Annotated in this window: 22 protein-coding genes; 19 read left to right on the top strand and 3 right to left on the bottom strand. The window is 73.9% G+C overall.

Features of this window, described 5'->3' with window-relative positions:
- Positions 1-55: 55 nt before the first annotated feature.
- The 18 genes from TOK_RS09390 (at position 56) to TOK_RS09305 (ending at position 21,670) form a co-directional block, all read left to right on the top strand.
- Positions 56-295 (top strand): glutaredoxin family protein, encoded by a 240-nt coding sequence (locus TOK_RS09390; RefSeq protein WP_098957422.1) that lies wholly within the window; start codon positions 56-58, stop codon positions 293-295.
- Positions 296-356: 61 nt separating this feature from the next.
- Positions 357-1,922 carry a molybdopterin-dependent oxidoreductase gene (locus tag TOK_RS09385; RefSeq protein WP_253258278.1) on the top strand — a complete coding sequence of 522 codons (1,566 nt, stop codon included), beginning with the start codon at positions 357-359 and terminating at the stop codon, positions 1,920-1,922.
- Between the two features lie 39 nt (positions 1,923-1,961).
- Positions 1,962-2,651 (top strand): fasciclin domain-containing protein, encoded by a 690-nt coding sequence (locus TOK_RS09380; protein WP_098957421.1) that lies wholly within the window; start codon positions 1,962-1,964, stop codon positions 2,649-2,651.
- Positions 2,652-2,964: 313 nt separating this feature from the next.
- Positions 2,965-3,801, top strand: a complete 837-nt coding sequence (locus tag TOK_RS09375; protein ID WP_098957420.1) for a redox-sensing transcriptional repressor Rex — start codon at positions 2,965-2,967, stop codon at positions 3,799-3,801.
- Between the two features lie 2 nt (positions 3,802-3,803).
- Positions 3,804-5,219, top strand: coding sequence for a glutamyl-tRNA reductase (locus tag TOK_RS09370; protein WP_098957419.1), 1,416 nt, complete (start codon positions 3,804-3,806; stop codon positions 5,217-5,219).
- Complete coding sequence (hemC, locus tag TOK_RS09365) at positions 5,216-6,211, top strand: hydroxymethylbilane synthase (protein WP_098957418.1); 996 nt, start codon at positions 5,216-5,218, stop codon at positions 6,209-6,211. Before TOK_RS09370 ends, hemC begins: the two co-directional genes overlap by 4 nt.
- A complete protein-coding gene (locus TOK_RS09360) occupies positions 6,208-7,749 on the top strand; it encodes a bifunctional uroporphyrinogen-III C-methyltransferase/uroporphyrinogen-III synthase (RefSeq protein ID WP_098957417.1) in 1,542 nt (513 codons plus the stop codon). Before hemC ends, TOK_RS09360 begins: the two co-directional genes overlap by 4 nt.
- A 182-nt stretch (positions 7,750-7,931) precedes the next feature.
- Entirely contained in the window at positions 7,932-8,912 is a 981-nt protein-coding gene (hemB, locus tag TOK_RS09355; protein ID WP_098957416.1) for a porphobilinogen synthase, read from the top strand.
- A 369-nt stretch (positions 8,913-9,281) separates the two neighbouring features.
- Entirely contained in the window at positions 9,282-9,818 is a 537-nt protein-coding gene (locus tag TOK_RS09350; protein ID WP_098957415.1) for an RDD family protein, read from the top strand.
- A gap of 320 nt (positions 9,819-10,138) precedes the next feature.
- On the top strand, positions 10,139-10,702 hold the full coding sequence (locus TOK_RS09345; protein ID WP_098957414.1) for a DUF4282 domain-containing protein: 564 nt from the start codon (positions 10,139-10,141) through the stop codon (positions 10,700-10,702).
- A gap of 94 nt (positions 10,703-10,796) precedes the next feature.
- On the top strand, positions 10,797-11,747 hold the full coding sequence (locus TOK_RS31585; RefSeq protein WP_141566326.1) for a hypothetical protein: 951 nt from the start codon (positions 10,797-10,799) through the stop codon (positions 11,745-11,747).
- 52 nt (positions 11,748-11,799) lie between these two features.
- On the top strand, positions 11,800-13,113 hold the full coding sequence (hemL, locus tag TOK_RS09335) for a glutamate-1-semialdehyde 2,1-aminomutase (protein WP_172457501.1): 1,314 nt from the start codon (positions 11,800-11,802) through the stop codon (positions 13,111-13,113).
- Positions 13,110-13,748 carry a histidine phosphatase family protein gene (locus TOK_RS09330; protein ID WP_098957412.1) on the top strand — a complete coding sequence of 213 codons (639 nt, stop codon included), beginning with the start codon at positions 13,110-13,112 and terminating at the stop codon, positions 13,746-13,748. The genes hemL and TOK_RS09330 overlap by 4 nt, the downstream gene beginning before the upstream one ends.
- Positions 13,745-14,338: a TlpA disulfide reductase family protein gene (locus TOK_RS09325; RefSeq protein ID WP_098957411.1), complete on the top strand. Its 594-nt coding sequence runs from the start codon at positions 13,745-13,747 to the stop codon at positions 14,336-14,338. The genes TOK_RS09330 and TOK_RS09325 overlap by 4 nt, the downstream gene beginning before the upstream one ends.
- Positions 14,339-14,421: 83 nt before the next feature.
- Positions 14,422-15,195 carry a cytochrome c biogenesis CcdA family protein gene (locus TOK_RS09320; protein WP_098957410.1) on the top strand — a complete coding sequence of 258 codons (774 nt, stop codon included), beginning with the start codon at positions 14,422-14,424 and terminating at the stop codon, positions 15,193-15,195.
- Positions 15,195-16,928: a cytochrome c biogenesis protein ResB gene (locus tag TOK_RS09315; protein WP_098957598.1), complete on the top strand. Its 1,734-nt coding sequence runs from the start codon at positions 15,195-15,197 to the stop codon at positions 16,926-16,928. Before TOK_RS09320 ends, TOK_RS09315 begins: the two co-directional genes overlap by 1 nt.
- A complete protein-coding gene (gene ccsB, locus TOK_RS09310; RefSeq protein WP_098957409.1) occupies positions 16,928-17,872 on the top strand; it encodes a c-type cytochrome biogenesis protein CcsB in 945 nt (314 codons plus the stop codon). Before TOK_RS09315 ends, ccsB begins: the two co-directional genes overlap by 1 nt.
- 2,400 nt (positions 17,873-20,272) lie before the next feature.
- Positions 20,273-21,670 (top strand): MinD/ParA family protein, encoded by a 1,398-nt coding sequence (locus tag TOK_RS09305; RefSeq protein WP_374754880.1) that lies wholly within the window; start codon positions 20,273-20,275, stop codon positions 21,668-21,670.
- 29 nt (positions 21,671-21,699) lie between these two features.
- On the opposite strand, the gene TOK_RS09300 is transcribed toward TOK_RS09305, so the two are convergent.
- Together TOK_RS09300 and TOK_RS09295 are read right to left on the bottom strand one after the other, a co-directional pair.
- Positions 21,700-21,939 carry a hypothetical protein gene (locus tag TOK_RS09300; RefSeq protein WP_374754873.1) on the bottom strand — a complete coding sequence of 80 codons (240 nt, stop codon included), beginning with the start codon at positions 21,937-21,939 and terminating at the stop codon, positions 21,700-21,702.
- 136 nt (positions 21,940-22,075) lie between these two features.
- Positions 22,076-22,288, bottom strand: coding sequence for a BldC family transcriptional regulator (locus TOK_RS09295; RefSeq protein WP_098957408.1), 213 nt, complete (start codon positions 22,286-22,288; stop codon positions 22,076-22,078).
- A gap of 242 nt (positions 22,289-22,530) precedes the next feature.
- On the opposite strand from TOK_RS09295, the gene TOK_RS09290 reads away from it, so the two are divergent.
- Complete coding sequence (locus tag TOK_RS09290; protein ID WP_098957407.1) at positions 22,531-22,902, top strand: DUF4229 domain-containing protein; 372 nt, start codon at positions 22,531-22,533, stop codon at positions 22,900-22,902.
- Here TOK_RS09290 and TOK_RS09285 read toward each other — a convergent pair.
- The gene (locus TOK_RS09285) at positions 22,858-23,739 is read right to left on the bottom strand and encodes a 1,4-dihydroxy-2-naphthoate polyprenyltransferase (RefSeq protein ID WP_098957406.1); all 882 of its coding nucleotides are present in this window, start codon (positions 23,737-23,739) and stop codon (positions 22,858-22,860) included. The two genes, TOK_RS09290 and TOK_RS09285, sit on opposite strands and share 45 nt — an antisense overlap.
- Positions 23,740-23,741: the final 2 nt, after the last annotated feature.

Raw genomic sequence — 23,741 nt, 5'->3', positions numbered from 1 at the left:
CGGGCGCGCGGACCACCGCGCGCGACTCCCACCCCTACATGGAGAAGGTGCACTGATGACCGACGCGCGGGTGACGGTGCTGACGCGGGTGAACTGCTCGGCGTGCGAGCGGGCCGAGGCCGACGTCGCGCGGATCTGCGACGAGCTCGGCGTCGCCTGGTCGGCCGTCGACGTCGACGGGGACGCGGAGCTGCGTGCCGAGTTCGGCGACCGCATCCCGGTGGTCATGGTCGACGGCGCCGAGCACACGACGTGGAAGGTCGACGAGCCCGCGCTGCGCGCCGCGCTCGGCTGACCGGCATGGGGCGGTCCCGGCGCGTCGAACCGCGGGTCACCCCGCGCCCGGACGACCTGTCGTGACGACGACAGCGCCGACGGTGATCCCGCGGGCGCTCGCGGCGCTGCTGGGCGTGCTGTCCGTCGGCGCCGCCGTCGGGGCCGGGCACCTCGTCGCCGGTCTCGTGTCGCCGGCGTCGTCGCCGTACGTGGCGGTCGGCGACGTGGCGATCCGGCTGTCGCCGCAGCCGGTCGTCGAGTTCGCGAAGTCGGCGTTCGGCACCTCCGACAAGCCGGTCCTGCTCGCGGGGATGGCCGTCGTGCTGGTGGTCGCCGCTGTCGCCGCGGGCCTGGCGTCGCGCCGGACACCGCGCGCGGGCGTCGTGACGATCGTGGTCCTGGGCGTGCTGGGCCTGGCCGCCGTCACGGTGGCGCCGACCTTCTCGCCGCTGGACATCGTCGCGCCGGCCGTGTCGGTCGCTGCGGGCGTGCTGGTCTTCCGCACGCTGCACGAGCTCGCCCTGGCCGCGGCCGCCCCGGCGCGGCCGGTGCCGGGGACGCCCCCGGGCCGGGTGTCGCGGCGGCACGTGCTGGTCGGCACCTCGGCCGCGGTCGGGCTGGGCGCGCTCGCGGCCGGCGCCGGCGGGATCGCCCTGTCGGGCGGCATCGAGGAGTCGCGGGCACAGGTCGCCGCCCGGCTGGCCGGGCTGGACGTGGTGCGCCGCGCGCCTGCCGTCCCGCCCGGGGTCGACTGGGCCGCCGAGCTGGGGACGACACCGTTCCTCACCTCGAACCGCGACTTCTACCGGATCGACACGGCGCTGCGGATCCCCGCGCAACGGGCCGCGGACTGGTCGCTGCGCATCCACGGGATGGTCGGCGCCGAGCGGACGCTGCGTTTCGACGACCTGCTGGCCCGGCCGATGATCGAGAAGACCGTCACGCTGGCGTGCGTCTCCAACGAGGTCGGCGGCTCCCTGATCTCGACGGCCACGTTCGTCGGGGTGCCGCTGCGTGACCTGCTCGCCGAGACGGGTGTCGCGCGCGGCGCCGAGCAGATCTTCACGACGAGCAACGACGGCTGGACCGCGGGCACCCCGACCGAGGTGGTCATGGAGGCCGACCGCGACGCCATGCTCGCGATCGCGATGAACGGCGAGCCGCTGCCTCCGGAGCACGGCTTCCCCGTGCGGATGGTAGTGCCGGGGCTCTACGGCTTCGTCTCGGCCACCAAGTGGATCACCGACATGGAGCTGACGACGTTCTCCGCGCGACAGTCCTACTGGCTGCGCAACGGCTGGGCGCAGGAGGCCCCGATCAAGACCGAGGCGCGCATCGACCTGCCCCGCGGCACGGTCCCCGCCGGCCGGGTGACCGTCGCGGGGCTCGCGTGGTCGCAGCCGCGCGGTGTCTCGAAGGTCGAGGTGCACGTCGACGGCGGCCCGTGGCAGGTCGCGGAGCTGGCCACCGAGGTGTCGGGCAGCACGTGGCGGATGTGGCGGACGACCTTCGACCTGGCCGCGGGCAGCCACACCGTGCAGTGCCGGGCCACCGACGCCGACGGCGAGACCCAGGTGGAGCGGCGCGCCGACCCGGTCCCCGACGGGGCCACCGGCTGGCCGGCGACGATCTTCACGGTGCGCTGAGGCCCCGCGGCGGACGCGGCCTCCGGACGGCCGGGGAGAATGGTCCCGGTGCGCACGCCCACCCGGATCGCCGCCGTCGCCGTCACGGCCACCCTGACGGTCGCGCTCGCCGCCTGCACCGGCACGTCCCCCTCGACCGGGACGGGTCCGCCGCCCGCGTCCTCGACGGCGGCCCCCAGCTCGGTGCCCGCGCCGGTGAGCGACGGCGTCACCACGACCGCCGACGTCTTCGGCCCGGGGTGCTCGCAGCTGCCGCAGGGCAGCGCCCCCGGGTCGCCGACCGCCATGGGTCCGCTGCGCGTCGTCGCGGCGGCGGCGACCAACCCGCTGCTCACCACGCTGGCCGCCGCCATCGGCACGGTCCCCGGGCTCGGCGACAGCCTCGACGCCCAGCCGGGCCTGACGGTGTTCGCGCCGGCCGACACCGCGTTCGTCGCGTTGCGGGGGCAGCTGGGCGCGGCCGCGTACGACGCCCTGCTGGCCGACCCGAACAAGCTCGGTGCGTTGCTGCAGTACCACGTCGCCGGCACCCGTCACGACGCCGCGACGCTCGTCGCGGCCCGCACCAGCGGCGAGCTCACGGGTGGCGTGCTGACGATCGGCGGCACCCCGCAGGACCCGACCGTCACCGACGGCAAGGGGGACGTCGCCACCGTCCTCTGCGGGAACATCCCCACCGCCAACGCCACCGTCTTCGTGATCGACAAGGTGCTGACGCCCGCGTCGTGACGCCGCCCGTCGCGGTCGCGCCGATCGTCGTCGGCCGGTGCGAGCCAGGTCACGTCGGGTCGTCCCCCACAGCGGAACGACCCGGACACGGGCGGTGAGCGGCGCTCCAGGCACGCCCACCGGTCGGTCCCGTGAACCGCACGGATGAGCACGTCATCGACCAAGATCGCAACTTTGTGCGGGCCTTCACAAGCGGCTACCGTGTCGACATCGCCGCCCGCCGGTCCCGGGAATCCGGGTCTCCCGTGCTGGGCTCGGCGAGCCGGAGCCGGTCGCCGAACGTGGGACCGGGTGAATTCGAGGAGAACCCAGCGTGACGTTGCCGCCGCACGCCGGTGACCCACAGTCCGGTGCGAACGGCACGGGCCCTGTCGACGGCGCCGCCCCCGCGGCCGCCGCACCCGTCGTGCGCGCCATCCCGGAGGCCACCGTCGCCCGGCTCGCGGTGTACCTGCGCATGCTCGGCGAGCTCGCCGAACAGGGCGCGGACACCGTGTCGAGCGAGGAGCTGGCCACCGCGAGCGGGGTCAACTCGGCGAAGCTGCGCAAGGACCTCTCCTACATCGGCTCCTACGGCATCCGTGGCGTCGGCTACGAGGTCCGCTCCCTGCACCACCAGATCGAACGCACCCTCGGGCTCGACGAGCCGCAGACCGTCGCGGTCGTCGGTATCGGCAACCTCGGCCACGCGCTCGCCGGGTACGGCGGCTTCGGCGGCCGCGGCTTCCCCGTCACCGCGTTGTTCGACATCGACCCCGACCTCGTCGGGATCCACATCAACGGCATCCTCGTCGACCACGTCCGCGACATCGCGCGGGTGTGCATCGAGCGAGGTGTGACGATCGGCCTGGTGGCGACGCCCGGCCCTGCCGCGCAGTCGGTGTGCGACCAGCTGGTCTCCGCCGGCGTGCGGTGCATCCTCAACTTCGCCCCCGTGGTCCTGCAGGTCCCGCCGCAGGTCGAGGTACGCAAGGTCGACCTGGCCGTCGAGCTGCAGGTCCTGGCCTTCCACGTCGCCCGGCGCCGTACGGCCGAGGACACGGTACGGGCCTCGCTCGACGGAGCGGCCGCCGGTCACCTCGCGGCCGTCCCGAACAGCCCGGTGGCCACCAACGGCCACGGGGCGGTCAACGGATCGGCGGTGTCATAGAGGTGAGTGTGCTGGTCGTGGGTATGTCCCACCGGACCGCGCCCGTCGCCCTCCTCGAAGAGGCGACGGTCGGGCCCGACGACGTGCCCAAGCTGCTCGACGAGATGCTGCGTGCCGAGCACGTCAGCGAGGTCGTGCTGCTCACCACGTGCAACCGGATCGAGATCTACGCCGTCGTCGACGCCTTCCACGGCGGCCTCACCGACGTCTCCGGTGTCCTCGCCCGCCACTCCGGGCTCCCGCTGACCGACCTCACCGACCACCTCTACGTGCACTACGCGGCGTCGGCCGTGCAGCACCTGTTCTCGGTGTCGGCCGGGCTCGACTCGATGGTCGTCGGCGAGTCCCAGATCCTCGGCCAGCTGCGGTCCGCCTACGCGGTCGCCGACGAGACCGGGTCCGTCGGCCGCGTCCTGCACGAGCTGTCGCAGCAGGCGCTGCGCGTCGGCAAGCGGGTCCACGCGAGCACCGGGATCGACGCCGCAGGAGCCTCGGTCGTCTCCGAGGCCCTCGCCGACGCCTCCCGCAGTCTCGGCCGCGAACCCGGGGACCTCCACGGGACCAAGGCCGTCGTCGTCGGCGCCGGTGCCATGGGAGCGCTGGCCGCTGCGCACCTGCGCCGCGCCGGGGCCGGCGAGGTCGTCGTCCTCAACCGCTCGGTGGATCGCGCCGAACGCTTGGCCGCCAAGACCTCCGAGGCCGGCACCCCCGCCCGCGCGGGCACCCTCGACCTGCTGCCCGTCGAGCTGGCCGACGCCGACGTCCTCGTCACCTGCACCGGCTCCGTCGGCATCGTCGTCGGCCGCGAACCCGTCGCCGCCGCCCGCGCCACCACCGGTGCGCCACTCGTCGTCTGCGACCTCGGGCTGCCCCGCGACGTCGACCCGGCCGTCGTCGACGTCCCCGGCGTCACCGTCGTCGACCTGGAGACGCTGCAGCGCCGCCTCACCGACCGGGTCGACACCGCCGACGCCGACGTCGTGGCCGCGGCCCGCACCATCGTCGCCGACGAGGCGCAGTCCTACCTCGCCTCGCAGCGCTCCGCCGAGGTCACCCCGACCGTCACCGCACTGCGCCGCCGCGCCTCCGAGGTCGTCGACGCCGAGCTGCTGCGCCTGGACTCCCGGCTGCCCGACATCGACCCCGCCGTCCGCGACGAGTTCGTCCGCTCGGTGCGCCGCGTCGTCGACAAGCTCCTCCACACGCCGACGGTGCAGGTCAAGCGCCTCGCGGAAGGCCCCGACGGCGACAGCTACGCCCAGGCGCTGCGGCTGCTGTTCGAGCTCGACCCGCAGACCACCGCGGCCGTCGCCACCCCCGGCGTGACCGGCACGTCCGCCCGCCCGGGCGACGACGTCGTCGCCGCGCTCGGCGTCGAGCTCCGCGAGCCCCGCGCCGACGAGGAGGCGACCCGATGACCGCCGCCACCTCCGGGGTGCTGCGCATCGGCACCCGGCCCAGCGCGCTCGCGATGGCCCAGTCCGGACTGATCGCCGACCGGCTGCGGGCCGCCGGGCACACCGTCGAGCTCGTCCCCGTGTCCACACCGGGCGACCGCTCCAGCGCTCCCGTCGCCGAGCTGGGCGTCGGGGTGTTCGTCTCCGCCGTGCGCGACGCAGTCGCCACGGGCGAGGTCGACATCGCGATCCACTCCTACAAGGACCTGCCGACCGCGCCCGACCCCCGGCTCGTCCTCGTCGCCGTCCCCGGCCGCGAGGACCCCCGCGACGCCCTCGTTGCCCGCGACGGCAAGGTCCTCGGTGAGCTGTCGTCCGGATCGCGCATCGGCACCGGGTCCCCGCGCCGCACCGTCCAGCTCGACGCCCTCGGCCTCGGCCTGGAGGTCGTCGCGATCCGCGGCAACGTCGACACCCGGATCGGCAAGGTCCGCTCCGGCGAGCTCGACGGCGTCGTCGTCGCCGCCGCCGGACTGCGCCGCCTCGGTCGCATCGACGAGGCCACCGAACTGCTCGAACCCGTGCAGATGCTGCCCGCGCCCGCCCAGGGCGCGCTGGCGGTGGAATGCCGGGCCGGCGAGCTCGGCAGTACCGAGCACGAGCTCGCAACCATGCTCACCGCACTGCTCGACGACCCGGCCGCCCGTGCGGCCGTCACCGCCGAGCGCGCCGTCCTCGCAACCCTCGAGGCCGGCTGCAGCGCACCGATCGGTGCGCTGGCCGACGTCGTCTCCGACATCGATGACGCAGGACGGGTGGTGGACCGGCTGTCGCTCCGAGCGGTGGTCGGCACGGCGGACGGCGAGCTCCTGCGCGCCTCCGTCCAGGGAGAGATCGACGACGCCGAGAAGCTCGGTGCGGCACTCGCCGCCGAGCTGCTCGACATGGGCGCCGACACGTTGCCGGGAACGGCCGGGCGCCAGGAGAACCGCTGGATCGGGAGTTCCGAATGACAAAGGCCACACCAACCCCCGGCCGGATCGCTTTCGTGGGCAGCGGCCCGGGCGACCCCGGGCTGCTGACCGTACGGGCGCGTGACGCCATCGCGGCGGCGCCGCTCGTCGTCGCCGACCCCGACGTGCCGGAGGAGATCACCGCACTCATCGCCGACGGTGCGGAGGTGCGTCCCGCCGTCGGCCAGCCCGCCGACGTCGCGGCCGACCTCGTCACCGAGGCGGGCGCGGGCCGGGCCGTGATCCGGCTGGTCAGCGGGGACCCGCTGACCACCGACGCGGTCATCGCCGAAGCCAGGGCCGTCGCCGACGCCGGCATCCCCTTCGACGTCGTGCCCGGCGTCCCCGCCGGCACCGCGGTCCCCGCCTACGCGGGTGTCCCGCTCGGCTCCGGCCACGTCGAGGCCGACGTGCGTGCGGGCGTCGACTGGGCGCGCATCGCGTCGGTCCCCGGACCGCTCGTGCTGCACGCCACGGCCGCGCACCTGTCCGAGGTCGCCGTCGGGCTGACCGACCAGGGCGTGCCCGCCGACACCCGCGTCGCCGTCACCGCCGGTGGCACGCGCAACACCCAGCGGACCGTCGACTCCACGCTCGCCGCCATGGCGGGCGAGGCCGGCGACCTCGAGGGCCCGCTGGTGCTGTCGATCGGGGTGGAGGCCGCCGAGCGCGCCGAGCTGTCGTGGTGGGAGTCGCGCGCCCTCTACGGGTGGCGCGTCCTCGTCCCGCGCACGAAGGACCAGGCGGGCGCCATGAGCGACCGGCTGCGCGTGCACGGTGCGATCCCGGAGGAGGTCCCCACCATCGCGGTGGAGCCTCCCCGCTCGCCCACCCAGATGGAGCGCGCCGTCAAGGGCCTCGTCGACGGCCGCTACCAGTGGGTCGTCTTCACCTCGACCAACGCGGTGCGTGCGGTCTGGGAGAAGTTCGCCGAGTTCGGTCTCGACGCCCGCGCGTTCTCCGGCGTCAAGATCGCCTGCGTCGGCGCCGCGACCGCGGCAAAGGTCCGCGCGTTCGGCATCGTCCCGGAGATCGTGCCGGACATCGACGAGTCCCAGCAGTCCACCTCCGAGGGCCTGCTGGAGATCTTCCCGCCGTACGACGACGTGCTCGACCCGGTCGACCGGGTCCTGCTCCCGCGGGCCGACATCGCCACCGAGACCCTCGCCGCCGGTCTGCGCGACCGCGGCTGGGAGATCGACGACGTCACCGCCTACCGGACCGTCCGGGCGGCCCCGCCGCCCGCGCCGATCCGCGAGGCCATCAAGACCGGCGGCTTCGACGCGGTGTGTTTCACCTCGTCGTCGACCGTCCGGAACCTGGTGGGCATCGCGGGCAAGCCACACGCCCGCACGCTGGTGGCCTGCATCGGCCCGGCCACCGCCGAGACCGCCCGCGAGTTCGGACTGCGTGTCGACGTGCAGCCCGAGCACGCGCTGGTCCCGTCGCTGGTCGACGCCCTGGCCGCGCACGCCGCCAAGCTGCGCGCCGAGGGTGCCCTGCCGCCGCCGAAGAAGGCCAAGGCGCGCAGGCGCTGACCCGTCGTCACCGTCCGCGGGCGGCCACTCCCTCCGGGGGTGGCCGCCCGCGGTCGTTCCCGGGGCGTCCTGCCCGGTGTCCCGGGGTCCGCGCACGTGGGGTTCAGCGAGCAGGGGCCCGCGTGTGCCGGGCCGGGTCGGGGGCGTGCTCGGGCGTCTGCGGGCGGTCGTAGGCTCGGGTGATGGGTTTCCCCGCGCAGCGTCCGCGCCGGCTCCGCACGACCCCCGCGATGCGCCGGCTCGTCGCCGAGACCGACCTCACCCCGCGCCACCTCGTCCTCCCGATGTTCGTCAAGGAGGACGCGACCGAGCCGGTGCCGATCGCGTCGATGCCCGGGGTCGTCCAGCACACCCGCGACTCGCTGCGCAAGGCCGCCGCCGAGGCCGTGGCGGCGGGCGTCGGCGGGCTGATGCTGTTCGGCGTGCCCGCGGTCCGCGACGCCCGCGGGAGCGCCGGGACCGACCCCGACGGCGTCCTCAACGTCGCCCTGCGCGAGGTGAAGGCCGAGGTCGGCGACGACACGGTGCTGATGGCCGACACCTGCCTCGACGAGTTCACCGACCACGGCCACTGCGGCGTCCTCGACGACAGCGGCCGCGTCGACAACGACGCCACCCTCGCCGTCTACGCCGAGATGGGTGTCGCCCAGGCCGGGTCCGGCGCCGACCTGCTCGGACCCAGCGGGATGATGGACGGCCAGGTCGGCGTCCTGCGCGAGGCGCTCGACGACGCCGGGTTCGCCGACACCGGCATCCTCGCCTACACCGCCAAGTACGCCTCGGCGTTCTACGGCCCGTTCCGCGAGGCCGTCGACTCCCAGCTCAAGGGCGACCGCAAGACCTACCAGCAGGACGGCGCCAACCTCCGCGAGGCGATGCGCGAGCTCGCCCTCGACCTCGAGGAGGGCGCCGACATGGTGATGGTCAAGCCCGCCATGGCCTACCTCGACGTCCTGCGGTCGGTCGCCGATGTCGCCGACGTCCCCGTCGCGGCCTACCAGGTGTCGGGGGAGTACGCGATGATCGAGGCCGCCGCCGCCAACGGCTGGATCGACCGCGACCGCGCCGTCCTCGAAACCGTCACCGGAATACGACGAGCGGGCGCCGACATCGTCCTCACGTACTGGGCGACGGAAATCGCCGCTCGGCTGGGTGAGAACTGACGTTCGACGTCACGGTTCGTGCAGGCATCTGGACAGGGATCGGGCGTCTGCATACCTTTCGGCGCATGACGTCACCCTCCGACCCTCAGTGGCAGGGTCAGCCCGCCCCGGGCTACGGTCCGCCCCCCCGGTCAGGGGGATCCGCAGCAGGGTGGCTACCCGCCTCCCGGCTACCAACAGCCGGGCTACCCCCAGCAGGGCGGCTACCAGCAGCAGCCCTACCAGCAGCCCGGGTACCCGCAGCAGCCGCAGCAGCCCTACGGCCAGCCCGGCTACGGCCAGCCTGGTTACGGTCAGCCCGGTTACGGACAGCAACCGTACGGTCAGCAGCCCTACGGCGCGCAGCCCGGCTACGGGCAGCAGAAGCCGGTGCCGCCGGGTGCGCCCGGACCCATCCCCGAGTGGTGGGAGCGGCTCGTCGGCCGCATCATCGACAACATCATCTATGGCGTCGTCGCCGGCATCATCATGAGCATCGCCGTCTCGATCGCGATCTCCAGTGCGATCTCGAGCGCGAGCATCGGTGGCTCGTACAGCTACGGCGGCGCGGTCATCATCGTCGTCATCGCCGGGGTCCTCTCGGGTCTGCTCTACGCGGTCTACGACTTCCTGATGCACTCCCGCAACGGTCAGACCCTCGGCAAGATGGTCATGAAGACCCGCCTGGTCGCGCCCGACGGCAGCAAGCCCACCCAGGCGACGCTGATGAAGCGGTCCGCCATCTACCCGGGTGTCTTCGCGCTGACGGGTCTGCTGGCGTTCCTCGACGTCGGCAGCTACACGATCATCTCGCTGGCCGTCGGCATCTTCACGCTCATCGACGGCATCTTCGTCATCACCGAGGTGCCGCTGCGCCGGGCGCTGCACGACAAGTGGGCCAACACGATCGTCATCAAGTCCCAGTAGGCCCGTCCGCTCCTGCCTCGCGGCCCCGGCACCCTCACGGTGCAGGGGCCGTGTCGTGTCCGGACGAGCCCGAACGCGCTCCGCGCCGAGCGTGTGACGAGCGCAGCGGGCCCGCGCCGCGACACGTTCGCCGTCGGGGGCGGTCGTGAACGTGTGACGAGCGCGGGCCGGTCGCGCCGGTGACACGTCCGGGGGGTTGGTCGTCGGCGGACCGGGGCGCTCGCGTCACCCGGGCGGGCGTCCGTTTCATCCGGCCGGACGCACGTGATGGCGGCATGATCAGGCACCGATCCGACGAATCCGTTCGTGATGGGAGCCACATGAGCCAGGACCCGGGCCACCCCGAGAACCAGGGCCAGCAGCCTCCGCCCCCGGAGAGCTGGCAGGACCAGCCCACCCAGTACAACGCCGCCCCGGACTACGGCACCGGTTCCAGCGCCGCCCAGAACTGGGGCCAGCAGGCCCAGCAGCCGCCGGCCGGCGGCCCCGGCTACGGCGCACCCACCGGCCCGCCGCCGGGCTACGGCGGCCCGCCTCCCGGGTACGGCGGCCCCGGTGGACCTGGCGGACCGGCAGGCCCGTCGGCAGGGCTGCCCCCGGGCAAGAACTTCGTCGGCGCCCTGTTCGACTTCGACTTCAACTTCTTCGCGACGCCGGTCGTGGTGAAGGTGCTCTACATCATCGGCATGGTGGTGATCGGGCTCGGTTGGCTGGCGGCGATCGTCACCGGCTTCATCGGCAACGGCCTGCTGGGCGGCATCCTCGCCCTGGTGCTGGGTGCCGTCGTCGCGCTGTTCTACCTGATCCTGTTCCGGGTGACCCTGGAGTTCTACTACGCGGTCGTGCGCATGTCCGAGGACATCCACCACCGCCGCTGGCCGTGAGCGTCCGCGCTTCCGTGTCCGCGTCCCCGCCCCGGCACCGTCCGGGGCGGGGGGTTCGTGGACAGCGTTCCCGGTCGGTCATACGGTGGGCGATGTGAGCACTCCGCCCGACCGCGGCGAGGACAAGCCGACGGGCTACCTCCCGGGCAGCTACCAGCGTCAGAACGACCAGGAGCCCGGCCCCGACCTGCGCAAGGACGGCGACTCCGGGGCCGACGACCGTCCCGCGCCCGGCCCGACCCACGAGGGCGGCGGCCGGCACGCGGCGGGCGGCTGGGACCAGCAGCAGTACGTCGGGCAGCAGTACCCGCAGCCGCAGTACCCCCAGCAGCCCTACGGCGGGCAGCCGCAGTACGGCCAGCCGCAGCCGTGGACGCCGCCGGGCCAGGAGCAGCAGCAGTACGGCCAGTACGGCCAGCAGCCGCCCCGGTACAGCGAGCAGTACGGCCAGCAGCCCTACGGCGGCCAGCCGCAGTACGGGCAGCAGCAGGGCTACAACATCTACAACCCGTACGCCGACGCCGGACCGGCCTACGGCGGCGGGGGCGAGGAGCCGGCGCGTGACGTGAAGCGTCCCGTGCCGGTGTGGATCGGGATGATCCTGCTCGTGATCAGCGCGCTGCCCTACCTGGCGGGCGGCGTCGTCATCGCGGTGGCGAGCAACCAGATCACGTCGCGGATCTCGACCGACGACCTCGCGAAGCTGCAGCAGGTCGGGATCAATCTCGCCCAGATCGCGCTGGTCGTGGGCGTCGTGTTCATCGTGTTCGCGCTGATCCACATCGCGCTGGCCGTCGCCGCTTTCCTCGGGAAGAACGGTGGCCGGATCTCGATCACGGCGCTCGTCGTGCTGTACACGCTGGTCGTGGTCGGTGGGCTCGTGGTCCTGTTCGTGGGGGCGGGCAGCCAGAACGTGAGCCTCACCGTCTCGTCCGACCCGCTGTCGCTGCTGATCGGCTTCGGCCCGCTCGTGCTCTCGATCATCGGGGTGATCCTGCTGTTCGTCGGCAACGCGTCGGCGTGGTACCGGTCACGACGACGCTGATCCGGGAGGGGGCCGCCCGCACGGGACGCGGGCGGCTGCCAGACTGGAGGTCGTGAGCTCGTCGACGCACGCCGCGCAGGTATCCGAGGTCTCGGCCCAGCTGTTCGAGCGGGCGGGCGCCGCCATCCCCGGCGGGGTCAACTCGCCGGTGCGGGCGTTCAACGCGGTCGGCGGGACCCCGCGGTTCATGGTCTCCGCCACCGGCCCCTGGCTGACCGACGCCGACGGCAACCGCTACGTCGACCTCGTGTCGTCGTGGGGTCCGATGATCCTGGGCCACGCGCACCCGCAGGTCGTCGACGCCGTGCAGGCCGCGGCGGCGGGCGGGCTGTCGTTCGGCGCGCCCACGCCGGCCGAGATCGAGCTGGCCGAGGAGATCATCGGACGGGTCGGCCCCGTCGAGCAGGTGCGGCTGGTCAACTCCGGCACCGAGGCCACGATGAGCGCCATCCGGCTGGCCCGGGGCATCACCGGCCGCACGGTGATCGTCAAGTTCGCGGGCTGCTACCACGGCCATGTCGACGCGCTGCTCGCCGAAGCGGGCTCCGGCGTCGCGACGCTCGGCCTGCCGACGAGCCCGGGCGTCACCGGTGCGCAGGCGGCCGACACGGTCGTCGTGCCCTACAACGACATCGATGCGGTCCGCGCGGTGTTCGCCGCCCGCGGGCCCGAGATCGCGTGCGTGATCACCGAGCCCGCCGCGGGCAACATGGGCGCGGTCGCGCCGGTCGCCGGGTTCAACGAGGGCCTGCGTGAGATCACCCGCGAGCACGGCGCGCTGCTGATCATGGACGAGGTCATGACGGGTTTCCGGGTGAGCGCGTCGGGCTGGCACGGCATCGACGGCGTCGCGGGCGACCTGTACACGTTCGGCAAGGTCATGTCGGGCGGGCTGCCCGCGGCGGCGTTCGGCGGCTCCCGCGAGCACATGTCCCACCTCGCCCCCGCCGGGCCGGTGTACCAGGCGGGCACCCTGTCGGGGAACCCGGTGGCCGTCGCGGCCGGGCTGGCGACGCTGCGGCTCGCCGACGCCGACGTCTACCGCGCGCTCGACGCCAACTCCCGCCGCCTCGGCGGCCTGATCACCGACGCGCTCGCCGCCGCCGGGGTCACCCACCGCGTGCAGTACGCGGGCAACCTGCTGTCGGTGTTCTTCAGCGAGGACCTCGTCATCGACTACGCCGGCGCCAAGGCCGCGCAGACCCACCGGTTCGCGCCGTTCTTCCACGCCCTGCTCGAACGCGGCGTCTACCCGCCGCCGAGCGCGTTCGAGGCCTGGTTCGTCTCCGCGGCCCTCGACGACGACGCGTTCGCCGTCATCGCCGACGCCCTGCCCGCCGCGGCCGCGGCGGCGGCCGCCGCATGACCACCGGGGTGCGGACGCTCGTGCACATGCTGCGCCACGGCGAGGTGCACAACCCCGAGGGGATCCTCTACGGGCGGCTCCCCGGCTACCACCTGTCCGAGCGCGGTCGTGAGCAGGCCGAGACCGTCGCGAAGACGCTGGTGGACAACGACATCGCCGTCGTCGTCGCCTCCCCGCTGCTGCGGGCGCAGGAGACTGCGGCGCCGATCGCCGCGGCGCACGGGGTCGAGATCGTCACCGAGGACGGGCTCATCGAGTCGGAGAACCGGTTCGAGGGCACGACGTTCGGCGTCGGCGACGGGGCGCTGCGCCGGCCCGCGAACTGGCCGCTGATGCGCGACCCCTTCACCCCGTCGTGGGGCGAGCCGTACCTGCGCATCGCGCACCGCATGCTCGGCGCGGCGCACCACGCCCGCGAGCTCGCCGAGGGCCGCGAGGCGGTGTGCGTGTCCCATCAGCTGCCCATCTGGACGTTGCGCCGCTACCTGCAGGGCAAGCGGCTCTGGCACGACCCGCGTCGCCGGCAGTGTGCGCTCGCGTCGCTGACGACGCTGGAGTTCACCGGCCAGGAGCTCAGCGGCCTGCACTACAGCGAGCCCGCCGGGTCGAGCGACCCCACCGTGACCGGCGCATGAGACGGCTCCTCCCCGCGGTCGCGGCGCTGCTCGCGGTCCTCGTCCTCGCCGGTTGCGGCACCACCGGCAAGGACGCCGTCGTCACCGGCCAGGAGTTCCAGTTCGTGGCGCCCGGCGGGAAGACGACGATCCTCTACGACCCGCCGTCCTCCCGCAGTGCGCTGCCCCCGCTGAACGGCGACAGCCTGCTCAAGCCGGGCACGACGATCGGCACCGACGACTACGAGGGCAAGGTGCTCGTCGTCAACATCTGGGGGTCGTGGTGCGGGCCGTGCCGCGCGGAGGCGCCTGACCTGGAGTTCGCGCTGGAGCAGACCGGTCCGCAGGGCGTCGACATGCTCGGCATCGACGTGCGCGACGACCGAGCCGCGGCCACCGACTTCGTCACCGACCGGGGACTGAAGTACCAGTCGATCTTCGATCCGCCCGGCAGGACCCTCGCCGCGCTCTCGGGCTACCCGCGCAACACGGTCCCGTCGACGATCGTGCTCGACCGGCAGCACAGGGTCGCCGCGGTGTTCCTGACGCGCGTGCAGCCCAGCGACCTGATCCCGCTGCTCCTGCGGGTCGCAGCCGAACCGCCGGCCTGACCGGTGGGCGCCGCCACACACGCACTACACGCTGTAGAACCCGGTGGGGCAGCCGGGCACCCGCAGACTTACCCTGATCGGTGATGGACGCGTCTACCGCCCTCGCGATATCGGGACCGCTGCTGGTCGCAGCGGCGGTCGCCGTGCTCGCCGGAGCGGTCAGCTTCGCGTCCCCGTGCGTGGTCCCGCTCGTCCCCGGCTACCTCGCCTACCTCGCGGGCCTGGTCGGCGCCGACACCCCGGCCGTCACCCCCGCCGACGCGGGCGACCGCCGCGGCAGGGTGCGCGTCGCCGGGGCGGCGGCACTGTTCGTCGCCGGCTTCACAGTCGTGTTCGGCGCGATCCTCGTCGGCGTCGTCTGGCTGTCCGACGCGCTCGTGCGCAACATGGAGCTGCTGCAACGCATCGGCGGCGTCGTCATGATCGTCATGGGGCTCGCGTTCGTCGGGCTCGTGCCGGTGCTGCAACGTGAGCGTCGCGTGCACTGGGTGCCGCGCGCAGGCCTCTGGGGCGCGCCAATGCTGGGTGCGGTCTTCGGGCTGGGCTGGGTGCCGTGCATCGGGCCGACACTCGCCGGGGTCGTCGCCGTCGCGGCGGGAACGGGCGGCGGGTCGCTGCGCGGGGTCGTCCTCACCCTCGCCTACTGCGCCGGTCTCGGGCTGCCGTTCGTGCTCATCGCGCTCGGCGCGTCCTCGGCCGTGCGGGCACTGGGCTGGCTGCGCCGCCACACCCGCGGCATCCAGATCGCGGGCGGTGCGCTGCTCGTCGTCGTCGGGGTGCTGCTGCTCACCGGCGTCTGGAACGGGCTGCTCGTCGGCCTGCAGACCACCGTCGCCGGATTCACCCCGGCGCTGTGATGTCCTCCTCCCCGCCGACCGCGCCGCCGCAGGCCCCCGTCGCCGAGCCCGAGGGCAGGCCGCCGGGGCCGTCCGCACCACTGCGGGTGCTGGCGTTGCTGCGCAACACCTGGCGCGGCCTCACGAGCATGCGGACAGCGCTCATCCTGCTGTTCCTGCTGGCGCTCGCTGCACTGCCCGGCGCCCTGCTGCCGCAGCGCTCGCTCAACCAGCAGCTCGTCGACCAGTACTTCACCGACTACCCGACGCTCGCGCCCATCCTCGACAAGGGCGGCTTCTTCGACGTCTTCGCCACCCCCTGGTTCGCGGCCATCTACCTGCTGCTGATGATCTCGCTCATCGGCTGCCTGGTGCCGCGCAACCTCGACTTCGTCCGCGCCGTGCGCAGCGACCCCGTTGCCACGCCCCGCAACCTCGCCCGGCTGCCCCACCACGCCACCGCGACCCTCGACGAGGACGCCGACGCCGTCCTCGCCCGCGTCCGCGGCCTGCTCGGCGGCAACCGGCTGCGGGCCTGGCAACGCGCCGAACGCGACGAGGCCGGCGGCGTCCGGACCGTGTCGGCGGAGAAGGGACGGCTGCGCGAGGCCGGGAACCTGGTGTTCCACCTCAGCCTCGTCGGTCTGCTCGTCGGCCTCGCCGTCGGCAAGCTGTTCGGCTACGAGGGCCAGGTCATCGTCCTGTCCGGCGGCAGCCAGTTCTGCAACTCCTCGATCCTGGGCTACGACTCCTTCCGTGCCGGGCTGCGCGTCGACGGCACCCAGCTCGAGCCGTTCTGCGTCCGCGTCGACGACTTCACCGCCGACTACCTGCCCAACGGCCAGCCCGAGTCCTTCCGCGCGCAGCTGGGGTACCAGACCGCCGAGGACGTCGAGGCCGGCGACACCACTCGCTGGACCCCCTACGACCTGCAGGTCAACCACCCTCTGCGCGTCGACGGCGCCCGGGTATACCTGCTCGGGCACGGCTACGCGCCGCGCTTCACCGTCACCTGGCCCGACGGGCAGCAGCGCACCGGTCAGATCCAGTGGCGGCCCGTCGACATGACGACGATGCTGTCCGAGGGCGCCACCAAGTTCGAACGCCCCGGCGTCACCGACCCCGCGCAGCGCCAGACCAGCCAGATCGCCGTCACCGGGCTGTTCGCGCCCACCAGCTCCGGCGGGCAGGTCATCACCTCGGTCTATCCGGACCTGCGCAACCCGCAGGTCGCCGTCGACGTCCTGCGCGGCGACCTCGGCCTCGACGACGGCCGCGGCCAGTCGATCTTCAGCGTCGACCAGACCCAGATCGACTCCGGCGCGCTCACCCGCGTCGCCCGCTCCAACCTGCTGCCCGGCGAGTCCGTCACCCTCGACGACGGCACCCGGGTCCGCTTCGACGACGTCACCCCCTGGGTGTCGCTGCAGGTCAGTCACGACCCCGGGCAGGACACCGTCCTCGTCTTCGCGATCCTGCTGCTCGCCGGGCTCGGCACCTCGCTCGCCGTGAAGCGTCGCCGGTTCTGGGTCCGGCTCGTCCCCGCGGCCGACGGCCGCACCGAGGTCCGCCTCGGCGGCCTGGCCCGCACCGACCAGGCCGGCTACGGCGAGGAGTTCGACCGGCTACGCGCCGCGATCCTCGGCGTCGCCGACCCGCCCTCGGAGCCGTCCGACCCGCACCACCAGCCAGAATCGTCCGGAACGCCGGGAACCGGCGACCCGACCGGCGCCACCGACAGGGGAGACACCTGATGCCCATCGACCCGGTCCTCGCCGCGTACAGCGACGACTTCTACATCGGGGCCGTCGCCGTCTACGTGCTGGCGATGTTCCTGCACGCGTTCGAGTTCGTCGGGTCGCGGAAGCCGGTGCGGGTCAAGTCCCTGGTCGCGACGACCGGCGACGACGTCGCCTCCTCCGGCGCGGACGTCCCCGCCGCCCCGACCGGCCGGACCCGGTCGGACAGGTTCGGCCGGATGGCCGTCGCCGTCACCATCGTCGGCCTGGCCGTCCACGTCGGTGCGATCGTGCTGCGGGGCTTCGCCACCGAGCGCTGGCCGCTGGGCAACATGTACGAGTTCACCTCGGCCATCTGCCTCGCAGCGGTCGTGTGCTGGCTCGTCGTGCTGCGGCGCTCTCCCGCGCTGCGGCCCGTCGGCGCGTTCGTGCTGACACCGGTCCTGATCCTGATGTTCCTGGGTGGCACGGTCCTCTACGCCGACGCCGCGCCCGTGGTGCCCGCGCTGCAGTCGTACTGGCTCGCCATCCACGTGACGACCGTCACCGTCGCGTCCGGCCTGCTCATGGTCGCCGGCGTCGCCAGCATCCTGTACCTGCTGGTCAAGGCCGGCAAGGCGGGCAAGCTCACCGCCAAGCTCCCCGACGCCGAGGCCCTCGACCGGCTCGCCTACCGCGTCACCGTCGTCGGGTTCCCGATCTACACCTTCGCCGTCATCGCCGGCGCGATCTGGGCCGAGTCCGCCTGGGGGCGCTTCTGGGGCTGGGACCCCAAGGAGACCGTCGCCTTCGTCGCCTGGGTCGTCTACGCCGCCTACCTGCACGCCCGCGCCACCTCGGGCTGGCGGACCACCGGCGCCCCGTGGATCAACGTCGTCGGCTTCGCGACGATCGTGTTCAACCTCTTCTTCATCAACATGGTCGTGGCCGGGCTTCACTCGTATGCCGGGCTGGGCTGAGCACGTCCCTCTACGTCACCTCGACCAGGGACGTACGCGCGACTACCGTCGGTGCGCGTGAGCAAGGCAGCGTCGGAGTACCCGGACGGTTCCGTGGGCCGCTATGTCCAGGAGCGCTGGGGAAAGATCGCATCCGGCGGAGGGCAGCACGCCGCCGGCCCCGACGAGGAGGCCCCGGCCGAGGACCAGGCCGTGCCTGACCCTGCGGGGCCCGCTGCAGCCGTTCCCACCGGACGTGGGGCCGACCCGGACACCCGTGACCCCGAGCCTGCGAGGCACGACCCCGAGCCCGCGACGGATGCCGCCGGGTCCGTCCGGCGCGAGGCCGCGACCGTGTCCCGTGCCGGCGATGCCGCGCGTGGCGACGTCACGCGCGGCACCCAGGACACGTGGGGAGCCGCGGATCGTGCGCCCGCCGAGCCGCAGCAGCCCGTCCGGCGCGAGAGCGGCCGCGACACGTGGGGCAGTCGCGCGGAACCGGCGCAGCCAGGACCGTCCGCGTCCGACGTCCCCGGGACGGGCACGCACGGGACATCGGCGGGTGCCACGGCCCGCGGGACCGACGTGCCCACACATGCAACGGGGCACAGCGCGCCGGGGACCTGGGGGAGCGCGATCCCCGACCTCCCCGACGAGGACCTCGAGTCCGAGATCGACCCCGCGACGCCGGGGCACGGCCTGCCGAGCCTCGGGGCCGGTGACACGACCAGCAGGCCCGACGACACCCCACGCCCCGACCGCCGTGACGTCGACCGCCGTGACGTCGACCGGTCCGGGTCCGGGGCCGGGGACGTCGGACGGACCTCCGCCGGCGGGGCCGCCTCGCACCTCAGGGCGGCGCCGACGCACGGCGGGACCGACCGTGACGCCGCCGCGGCCCGGGTCGCGGCGGCCCGCCGCGCCGCCGAGGCCGCACGGCTGGCCTCGACCCGGCGCCCACCCGCATCGACGTTGCAGAGCGGCGACACCCGCACGTCCCGCACGTTCGGAGGGACCACACCCGGGCGGACCCCGGACTCCGCCGCCGCAGAGCGCCCGGACGCGGACCGGTCGGTGACGGACCGGGCCGATGTCAGGACCGAGGCGGGTGCCGACCGGGTCGCTGCCGCGGCGCGTGCTGCCGAAGTCGCCCGCAGCGCCGCCGACGCTCGCGCCGCCGCTGCCGGTCGCGCGGCCCGGGACACCGACGCTCCTGCTGCCGCCGACACGGGCGGTGGCAGTACGCGCCGAGGCGACGACCCCGCGATCGACGCCGCCGTCGCCCGAGCCGTCGGCCGGCGACCGGACATCGGCGACGCCGCTGGGCGCCGGGCCCCGGCGTCGCCGCCCCCGGGCCCGGCTGCCGCCTCGACGACCGCCGGCTCCACGACCGTCGACCCGCCGGCCCCCGACCCGACGACCGGAAGCTCGACGGCTCCTGGTCCGACGGCTCCTGCGCCGGCACCGCCCGGCGTGACGGCCCCGCGCGACCCCGCGGGCGACGGGCGAACCGACCGTCGAGGCGCCGACCCGACGGCCGAGCGCGTCGGTGCCGCGGACGGACCACCGGACCGCCCGACCCACACCCGGACCGCCGGGCCTCAGGGCGCAGCAGCCCAGGACACGGCAGCCCAGGACACGGCAGCCCAGAACACAGCAGCCCAGAACACAGCAGCCCAGAACACAGCAGCCCAGACGACCGCGGCCCAGCGTGCCGCCGCGGCATGGAACCGTGCCACGGAGGACGAACGTCGACCCGTCGATCGGCGCGGAGCCCGCGGCACGGCCGATCCGGACACCCCGGCGGGCGGCACGGCGGAGGTGGACGCCGAGCCTGCCACGAACCGAGACCGCACCCCCGCGAGCGGCTCCGAGCCCGCGTCGACCGCGATCCCGACCGGCTCGCGCCGCGCCGACCGCACGACCGCACCCCGCTCAGAACCTGCCGTCGCAGGATCCGCTCCGCCCACGCAGGACCCGGCGACCGCAGAGTCGCGAGGTTCGGCCCGCGACGCACCCGACCGCGCATCCGATCCCGCGCAGCGTGACCCCGAGCAGCATGGTCCCGCGCAGCGTGACCCCGAGCAGCATGGTCCCGAACAGCGGGGTCCCGATCGGCGTGATCCGGCCGGACCTGCCGGCGCCCGCTCGGCCGACGTCGCGCGGTCGGACAGCACGGCAGCTCGCGCGCCGCGGACGCCGGTGGCCGGCACCCCGGATGCGGACGGCCTGCCCACGACCCCCGCCCGCGGCAACCGCCGACCGGCGGGGGAGGACATGCCGGACGGCGCGGCCCGCCGGCACCCGTTGACCCCGCCCCGCGGCGCCGCGGCAGCCGACCCGACGACAGGCACCGCGGGCCGCCCGGACGACCCCGCACACCCGGCCGGAGCAGCGGCCGCCGGAGCAGCGGCAGGAGCAGTGGCGGCCGGGGCGGCTGCGGTCCGCCGACCCGCCGACCCGGCGTCCGCCCGCGGCCCCCTGGACCCGGGCACAGGTCACGACCCCCGCACCGGTCCCGACCTGCGCACGTCGGCGGAGCACGAGGGCCCGGACACGCCCGCGGGTCCGCACACCGACCCCGGCAGGCCCCGCACCGGCCCGATCCCGGCACCCGGCACCGCCCCCCGCGGCACCGACCTCCACAGCACCGACCTCCACAGCACCGACCTCCACAGCACCGACCTCCACAGCACCGATGCGCGCGGCGCCGATGCGCGCGGCACCGGTGCCCGGACGGGTGGGTCGCGCGTCGAGGAGCCGTGGCCGCCGCCCCCGCCGCCTCCGTCGTGGCCGCGGCCCCCACGGGAGGACAACCCGCGTCGGCCGGTCGGCTGGACCGAGCCGGGCGCCGTTGCGGCGCAGGAGGCGCAGCGCGCCCGCATGGGGGAGCAGATGGACCTGGGCGGCGGCGACCTGTCGTCGGCACGTCTGTTGCGTCCGAGCAAGCGGCCGCCGCAGTCGGGCTGGCGCCGCGCCGTCTACATGCTGTCGGGGAAGCTGATCAACCCGGGCGAGAGCCCGATGGACGTCCGCCGTCGTGAGCTCACGGCGCGGGTCAACCAGCCGCTGCTCGGCTGCTACAAGATCGCGATGCTCAGCCTCAAGGGCGGCGTCGGCAAGACGACGGTCACGGCGACGCTGGGGTCGACGTTCGCGTCGCTGCGCGGCGACCGCGTGGTGGCCGTCGACGCGAACCCGGACCGCGGGACGCTGAGCCAGAAGATTCCGCTGGAGACGACGGCGACGGTGCGTCACCTGCTGCGTGACGCGCAGCGGGTGCGCCGCTACACGGACGTGCGCGCGTACACGTCGCAGGGGACGTCACGGCTGGAGGTCCTGGCCAGCGAGCAGGACCCGGCGGTGTCGGAGGCGTTCAGCGAGGACGACTACCGGCGCACGGTGAACCTGCTGGAGCACTTCTACAACATCGTCCTGACCGACTGCGGTACCGGACTGATGCACTCCGCGATGTACGGGGTGCTGGGGATGGCCGACCAGCTGATCATCGTGTCGTCGGGTTCGATCGACGGCGCCCGGAGTGCCTCGGCGACGATGGACTGGCTCGACGCCCACGGGCACACGGACCTCGTCGCCAACGCGGTGGCGGTGATCAACTGTGTGCACCGGTCGTCGGGTGGTGTCGACCTGGACCGGGTGGCCGAGCACTTCGCGCTGCGCTGCCGGGCCGTGGTGCGCATCCCGTTCGACGGGCACCTCGAGGAGGGCGCGGAGATCGATCTCGACCGGCTGCAGCCGGCGACGAAGATGAGCCTGCTGGAACTCGCGGCGTCGGTGGCGGACGGCTTCCCGTCCTGACCGCCTCGCGCCCGTTGGGGCGGGGCGGCTCAGCTCTGCTGGTCGCCGCGCGGTGGGTCCTCACGGCGCTTGACGGCCTCGTCGAGCTTGCGGAGGAAGTCGGGATCGTCGTCGGGGCCGGTGGCCCGGCGCTGCGCCGGACGTACGGGAGCCGACCGGGTCGGGCCGGGCACTCCGGCACGATCGGAGGTCCGCTCGGTGTTCATCGCCCGCCACATCAGCAGCGCGATCACCGCGGCACCGACGAACGCGACGAGAAAGACCAGCACCACAACCACCTCCTCCTCCGAGACTAGCGGAGGACGGGCGAAGACCTCGTGAGAATCCGGTGAGTCGGCCGGGCGACCGGCCGTGCGAGGCGACGCTCGATCGGGCATCGCCTCGCACGGCCGGTCGGACGGCGACTCAGTGCGGAACGGTGGCCTCGCTGGTGAGGTCGGCGAGCATTCCGCGGACCTCGGACTCGCGGAAGCGGCGGTGGCCGCCGGGGGTCCGGATCGAGCCGATACGACCGGCGGACGCCCAACGGGTCACGGTCTTCGGATCGACACGGAACAGGGTTGCGACCTCGCCAGGGGTCAGCAACCGCTCGCTCTGGCCTTGAGTCGGGGTGGACATTCGTACCTCCCACATTCGTCGATTACCGGGCCATCGTGACACCTGGGATACCGGGTACTCGAACGGTTCTCGGGAGGTAAAGGGCTCTTAAAGGACTAATCGGACGTTACGGCCCGGCCTCGTCAAGGAGCTGTCAGGTCAACGTTCGGGGACGTCGTCGAGTTCCCTGCCGGAGTCGGCTGCGTTTCCGCAGGTCGGCGCTGGTGTGCGCGGGCAGCTTCCGGGCGTCGTAGGCTCGCGGCATGTCGACGCCCGCGCCCACGCCCCCGGAGGCAGGCACTCCGGGCGACGGTCCCGGCCTCGCCGGCACCATCGCTCTTTACGCTGTGGCGAGAATCGCAGTGGTCGCCGTCGTGACGGCGCTGCTCGCCCTCGCAGGGGTGCCGTTCCTGCTGGCGCTGCTCATCGGTCTCGTGGTGGCGCTGCCACTGTCGATGGTGCTGTTCCGCGGCCTGCGTACGCGTCTCGACGCGGCCGTGGAGGCCTCCCGCGTCCGGCGTGCCGACGTCCGCGCCCATCTGCGCGGCGACGAGGTCGACGGCGGCGCGGCGGCTCCGCGCGCGGAGAGCTCAGACGACGCGGCCCAGGGCGAGACCGACGGCCGTCGCGACTGACCAGACGAGCAGCACCACGCCCGTCTCCTGCAGGACCTTGATGAGCTTGCGCCCGTCGGCGCCCTGTAGCACGCGGCGCACCGGCGGCACGGCCAGCGGCGCCGCCAGCAGCCCGAGGAGCATCGGCCAGCTACGCGTCCCGGCGCCGATCGAGAGCACGAGCGGGACCAGGATCAGCCCGGCGTAGAGCTTGCGGGTGTCGGCGTCGCCGAGTGCGACGGCGAGGGTCCGCTTGCCGGTGCGGGCGTCGGTGGGGATGTCGCGCAGGTTGTTGGCGACGAGTACCGCGCACGTCAGCAGGCCGACGCCGACCGTCGCGACGATCGCGAGCGGGCTCGGCGCACCGCTCTGGGTGACGACGGTGCCGAGCACGGCGACAGGACCGAAGAACACGAAGACCGCGACCTCGCCGAGGCCCGCATAGCCGTAGGGCTTCGAGCCGCCGGTGTAGAACCAGGCGCCCAGGATGCAGACGGCGCCGACGCCGAGGAGCCACCACTGCCCGCTGATCGCCACGAGCGTCAGCCCGGCGACGGCGGCGACTCCGAACCCGATGAACGCGGCCCGCTTCACCTGGGCCGGCGCCGCGGCCTTCGACCCGACGAGCCGCAGTGGGCCGACGCGCTCGTCGTCGGTGCCGCGGATGCCGTCGGAGTAGTCGTTGGCGAAGTTCACCGCGATGACGAGGCTGACCGCCACGACCAGGGCGAGGACGGCACGCCCGGGAGTGACGACGCCTGCGCCGAGCGCGGCACCGGTGCCGACGAGGACCGGGGAGACCGCCGTCGGGAGAGTCCGTGGACGGGCTCCCTCGATCCACTGCGCTGCTGTCGCCACGC

Origin of the sequence: Pseudonocardia sp. N23, from assembly GCF_002583555.1 — a bacterium.
Taxonomy (GTDB): domain Bacteria; phylum Actinomycetota; class Actinomycetes; order Mycobacteriales; family Pseudonocardiaceae; genus Pseudonocardia.
Note: the sequence above shows the minus strand (reverse complement) of the source record. Positions and strands in the feature narration are given on the sequence as shown.

Excerpts from the sequence above, each read along its gene's own strand:
- TOK_RS09390 (WP_098957422.1), top strand. The coding sequence starts at position 56 with ATGACCGACGCGCGGGTGACGGTGCTGACGCGGGTGAACTGCTCGGCG.
- TOK_RS09380 (WP_098957421.1), top strand. The coding sequence starts at position 1,962 with ATGGTCCCGGTGCGCACGCCCACCCGGATCGCCGCCGTCGCCGTCACG.
- hemC (WP_098957418.1), top strand. The coding sequence starts at position 5,216 with ATGACCGCCGCCACCTCCGGGGTGCTGCGCATCGGCACCCGGCCCAGC.
- TOK_RS09360 (WP_098957417.1), top strand. The coding sequence starts at position 6,208 with ATGACAAAGGCCACACCAACCCCCGGCCGGATCGCTTTCGTGGGCAGC.
- hemB (WP_098957416.1), top strand. The coding sequence starts at position 7,932 with ATGGGTTTCCCCGCGCAGCGTCCGCGCCGGCTCCGCACGACCCCCGCG.
- TOK_RS09345 (WP_098957414.1), top strand. The coding sequence starts at position 10,139 with ATGAGCCAGGACCCGGGCCACCCCGAGAACCAGGGCCAGCAGCCTCCG.
- TOK_RS09330 (WP_098957412.1), top strand. The coding sequence starts at position 13,110 with ATGACCACCGGGGTGCGGACGCTCGTGCACATGCTGCGCCACGGCGAG.
- TOK_RS09325 (WP_098957411.1), top strand. The coding sequence starts at position 13,745 with ATGAGACGGCTCCTCCCCGCGGTCGCGGCGCTGCTCGCGGTCCTCGTC.
- TOK_RS09320 (WP_098957410.1), top strand. The coding sequence starts at position 14,422 with ATGGACGCGTCTACCGCCCTCGCGATATCGGGACCGCTGCTGGTCGCA.
- TOK_RS09315 (WP_098957598.1), top strand. The coding sequence starts at position 15,195 with ATGTCCTCCTCCCCGCCGACCGCGCCGCCGCAGGCCCCCGTCGCCGAG.
- ccsB (WP_098957409.1), top strand. The coding sequence starts at position 16,928 with ATGCCCATCGACCCGGTCCTCGCCGCGTACAGCGACGACTTCTACATC.
- TOK_RS09295 (WP_098957408.1), bottom strand. The coding sequence starts at position 22,288 with ATGTCCACCCCGACTCAAGGCCAGAGCGAGCGGTTGCTGACCCCTGGC.
- TOK_RS09290 (WP_098957407.1), top strand. The coding sequence starts at position 22,531 with ATGTCGACGCCCGCGCCCACGCCCCCGGAGGCAGGCACTCCGGGCGAC.